This window comes from Bauldia sp. (assembly GCF_020442045.1).
Lineage (GTDB): Bacteria > Pseudomonadota > Alphaproteobacteria > Rhizobiales > Kaistiaceae > Bauldia.
Genome location: NZ_JAGRLA010000196.1, coordinates 1 through 4,511, shown reverse-complemented (window position 1 = coordinate 4,511; position 4,511 = coordinate 1). Strand labels below are relative to the sequence as shown.

General features: G+C 65.9%; 6 protein-coding genes. All 6 read right to left on the bottom strand.

Translation table 11 applies throughout. The features are described 5' to 3' along the window. Positions 1 to 344, bottom strand: a 344-nt coding sequence (locus KDJ86_RS20555) for a 2Fe-2S iron-sulfur cluster-binding protein (protein ID WP_291750324.1), incomplete at its 3' end; no start/stop codon positions are given. Further along, positions 344 to 1,651, bottom strand: coding sequence for an NADH-quinone oxidoreductase subunit NuoF (gene nuoF, locus KDJ86_RS20550; RefSeq protein WP_291750321.1), 1,308 nt, complete (start codon positions 1,649 to 1,651; stop codon positions 344 to 346). The genes KDJ86_RS20555 and nuoF, both read right to left, overlap by 1 nt. A gap of 4 nt (positions 1,652 to 1,655) precedes the next feature. Then, entirely contained in the window at positions 1,656 to 1,889 is a 234-nt protein-coding gene (locus KDJ86_RS20545) for a hypothetical protein (protein ID WP_291750320.1), read from the bottom strand. 20 nt (positions 1,890 to 1,909) lie between these two features. Continuing rightward, positions 1,910 to 2,983 (bottom strand): NADH-quinone oxidoreductase subunit NuoE, encoded by a 1,074-nt coding sequence (gene nuoE / locus KDJ86_RS20540; protein WP_291750318.1) that lies wholly within the window; start codon positions 2,981 to 2,983, stop codon positions 1,910 to 1,912. Beyond that, on the bottom strand, positions 2,983 to 4,173 hold the full coding sequence (locus KDJ86_RS20535; protein WP_291750316.1) for an NADH-quinone oxidoreductase subunit D: 1,191 nt from the start codon (positions 4,171 to 4,173) through the stop codon (positions 2,983 to 2,985). The genes nuoE and KDJ86_RS20535 overlap by 1 nt, the downstream gene beginning before the upstream one ends. Before the next feature lie 11 nt (positions 4,174 to 4,184). Next, positions 4,185 to 4,511, bottom strand: a 327-nt coding sequence (locus KDJ86_RS20530; protein ID WP_291750313.1) for a complex I 30 kDa subunit family protein, incomplete at its 5' end; no start/stop codon positions are given.

The following is a 4,511-nucleotide window of genomic DNA, read 5'->3' as shown; positions in this document are numbered from 1 at the left end:
TCGCCGCCCTGGTCGCAGATCGGGCAGTCGAGCGGGTGGTTGATGAGCAGGAACTCCATCACCCCTTCGCGCGCCTTCTTCACCATCTTCGACTTGGTGAACATCTCCGGCGGCTGGCCCTCGGGGCCAGGCCGCAGGTCGCGCACGTTCATCGCACAGGAAGCGACCGGCTTCGGCGGGCCGCCCTTCACCTCGATCAGGCACATCCGGCAATTGCCGGCGATCGACAGGCGGTCGTGGTAGCAGAAGCGCGGAATCTCGGCTCCCGCGGCCTCGCATGCCTGGAGCAGCGTGTATTCCGCCGGAACTTCGATTTCCTGACCGTCGACCTTGATCAGAGTCATTACTCGGCCGCCTCCACCATGAGCGGTTCTCCGACCGCGGGTCTCGCCGCATAGTCGTCGATGCGCTCTTCGATCACATGGCGGAAGTGCCGGATCAACCCCTGGACCGGCCAGGCCGCGGCGTCGCCGAGCGCGCAGATGGTGTGGCCCTCGACCTGGTAGGTGACCTCGAGCAGCATATCGATCTCGCGCTTCGCGGCGCGGCCCTCCGCCATCCGCTCGAGCACCCGCCACATCCAGCCGGTGCCTTCGCGGCACGGCGTACACTGGCCGCAACTCTCGTGCTTGTAGAAATAGGAGAGGCGCGCGATCGCCCGGATGATGTCGGTCGACTTGTCCATGACGATGACGGCCGCGGTGCCGAGGCCGGACTTCACATCGCGCAGCGAATCGAAATCCATGATCAGGTTGTCGCATTGCGACGCCGGCAGACACGGCACCGATGCGCCGCCCGGAATCACCGCGAGGAGATTGTCCCATCCGCCGCGCACGCCCCCGCAATGGCGGTCGATGAGCTCACGCAGGGTGATCCCCATCTCCTCCTCGACCGTGCACGGCTTCTCGACGTGACCGGAGATGCAGAAGAGCTTGGTGCCGGAATTCTTCGGCCGGCCGATGCCGGCGAACCACGCCGCGCCACGGCGCAGGATGGTCGGCGCGACGGCGATCGACTCGACATTGTTCACCGTGGTCGGGCAACCGTAGACGCCGACGCTCGCCGGGAATGGCGGCTTCAGGCGCGGCATGCCCTTCTTGCCTTCGAGCGACTCGAGCAGCGCCGTCTCCTCGCCACAGATATAGGCCCCGGCGCCGTGGTGGACGATGATGTCGAAGTCCCAGCCGTTCTTGTTGTTCTTGCCGATGAGGTTGGCCTCATAGGCCTGGTCGACGGCCGCCTGCAGCCGCTCGCGCTCGCGGATGAACTCGCCGCGCACGTAGATGATCGCGGTGTGGGCGCCCATCGCGAAGCTCGCGACCAGGCAGCCCTCGACCAGCGTATGCGGATCGTGCCGCATGATTTCCCGGTCCTTGCAGGTGCCGGGTTCCGACTCGTCGGCATTGACGACGAGGTAGGCCGGACGACCGTCGGACTCCTTCGGCATGAAGGACCATTTCAGACCGGTCGGGAAGCCCGCGCCGCCGCGCCCGCGCAGACCTGAGGCCTTCATCTCGTCGATGATCCAGTCGCGGCCCTTGTCGAGCAGCGCCTTGGTGTTGTCCCACTGGCCGCGCGCCATCGCGCCCTTCAGGCCCCAGTCGTGGAGCCCGTAGAGGTTCGTGAATATCCGGTCCTTGTCGTTCAGCATGTCGCTATTTCACCGCTGCATCGACGGAATTCAGCCGCCGTTCGAGACGAGCGACCCGGCTTTCGATGCCGCTCGGCGGAACGCTGATCTCGGGCTGGCCGGCACGGGCGGCTTCCAGCTCGATCCGGCAGCTTTCCACCTCGGCACGGATATCGGCGACCTCTGCCTCGAGGGCGGAAAGCCTCCGCTGAACCGACTTCAGCACCTCGTCGGTCAACTCATTCATCGGCTCGATCATGGCCATCTCTCCAGCAAGACTCATCCGTCTGCGGAGCCCTTGTCGTCGATGTCTTCCCCCGCCAGGGACTGCGCCTGCTCGATCCAGTTCTCCCGCATGATCCGGCCCTTGAACTTCAGGCGGTCGTCGACCCAGGCGACCTCACGAGGCTGCCAGGCCGCGATCTGGTCGAAGTGGAAGATGCCAAGCGAATGAAGGATGCCCTCGATCTTCGGCCCGACACCCGAGATACGCTTCAGGTCATCCGGCTTGCCGCCGCGGGCCTCGGCCAGCCCCTCAGGCTGGTCGGCGTCGGTCGGCGGCGCCTCCTCTTCCTTTGCCTCGGCAGACCCTTCTGCGACGACAGCCGGCTCCTCCGCCCTGGCGGCAGGCTCGGACGCGCCGGGCGGCGCCGGCTGCGGGTCGGCGATCGCGGCGGCGTCCGGATCGATGGTCGTCGGCTCGACCACCCTGGTCCGCAGCTCGCCGTCATCGGAGGATTCGCGGCTGTAAAGCGCCGGATCGGTCAGCGTCGTCGGGCCGCCGGCCGGCGCCGAGAACTGCCGCTCGATCTGCGGACCGGGCGTCACCGGCTTGCCGGCCGCCATGTCGTCGATCAGCTTCCCGAAACTTTCGGCGGTCAGGTCCTCGAAGGTATCCGAGCCGACCAGCACCATCGGCGCGTTGACGCAGGCGCCGAGGCACTCGACCTCCTCCCACGAGAACTTGCCGTCGGAAGACCGGTGGAACTGCTCCTTGTTAATCCGATCGCGGCAAACCTTCTTGATGTCGTCCGCGCCGCGCAGCCAGCAAGGCGTCGTACCGCAGACCTGGATATGCGCCACGTCGCCGACCGGGGCGAGATTGAACATGGTGTAGAAGGTGGCGACCTCGAGCACCCGGATCTTCGGCATGTCGAGCATCTCGGCGATCACCTCGATCGCCGGCTCGGTCACCCAGCCCTCCTGATCCTGGGCGCGCCACAGCATCGAGATCACGGCCGAGGCCTGGCGGCTTTCCGGATACTTGGCGATCTCCTTCTTCGCCCATGCCATATTCTCATCGCTGAAGGCGAAGCTTTCGGGCTGGACCTCGGCGAGACGACGAACGGCCATTAGCGGTCGACCTCCCCGAAGACGATGTCGAGCGAGCCGAGGATGGCGGAGACGTCGGCGAGCATGTGCCCGCGGCAGATGAAGTCCATCGCCGAGAGGTGCGGGAAGCCCGGCGCGCGGAGCTTGACGCGGTAGGGCTTGTTGGAGCCGTCGGAGACCAGGTAGACGCCGAACTCGCCCTTCGGCGCCTCGACCGCGGCGTAAACCTCGCCCTCCGGCACGTGATAGCCCTCGGTGTAGAGCTTGAAGTGGTGGATCAGGCCCTCCATCGAGCGCTTCATCTCGCCGCGCTTCGGTGGCACGACCTTGCCGTCATCGGAACTGACCGGGCCCTGGCCGGTCGCCGCGCTCAGCTTCTCGACGCACTGCTTCATGATCTTCGTCGACTGCCGCATCTCCTCCATGCGGATCAGGTAGCGGTCGTAGCAGTCGCCGTTCTTGCCGACCGGGATGTCGAAATCCATCTCGGCATAGCATTCGTAGGGCTGCGCCTTGCGAAGGTCCCAGGCGGCGCCGGAACCGCGCACCATCACGCCGGAGAAGCCCCATTTCCAGGCGTCCTCCAGGTCGACGACGCCGATATCGACGTTGCGCTGCTTGAAGATGCGATTCTCGGTCAGCAGGCCCTCGATGTCGTCGCAGACCTTCAGGAAGGGGTCGCAAAAGGCGCCGATATCGTCGACGAGCGCCTGCGGCAGGTCCTGGTGGACGCCGCCGGGGCGGAAATAGGCCGCGTGCATGCGGCTGCCGCTGGCGCGCTCATAGAAGACCATCAGCCTCTCGCGCTCCTCGAAGCCCCAGAGCGGCGGCGTCAGGGCGCCGACGTCCAGTGCCTGCGTGGTGACGTTGAGGAGGTGCGACAGCAGCCGGCCGATCTCGCAATAGAGGACGCGGATGAGTTGGCCGCGGCGCGGCACCTCGATGCCGAGCAGGCGCTCGACAGCCAGGGCATAGGCATGCTCCTGGTTCATCGGCGCGACGTAGTCGAGACGGTCGAGATAAGGCACCGCCTGCAGGTAGGTCTTGTGCTCCATCAGCTTCTCGGTGCCGCGGTGGAGCAGGCCGATATGCGGGTCGACGCGCTCGACGACCTCGCCGTCGAGCTCGAGCACGAGACGCAGCACGCCATGCGCCGCCGGGTGCTGTGGCCCGAAATTGATGTTGAACGTACGGACTTCGGTCTCGGCCATCTCAGCTCGCCCTAATTCGCCTTCTCGTCACCCGGCAGGACGTATTCCGTCCCCTCCCAGGGCGATTCGAAATCGAAGTCGCGGAACTGCTGCGCCAGTCGAACCGGTTCGTAGACCACACGCTTCTGCTCGTCGTCGTAACGGACCTCGACGAAGCCGGTCAACGGGAAATCCTTGCGCAGAGGATGGCCCTCGAAACCGTAGTCGGTGAGGATGCGGCGAAGATCCGGATGGCCGGAGAAACGGATGCCGTAGAAATCATAGGCTTCGCGCTCGAACCAGTCCGCCGCCGGATAGATGCCGGCCAGCGACGGCACCGGAGTCGCCTCGTCGGTCAT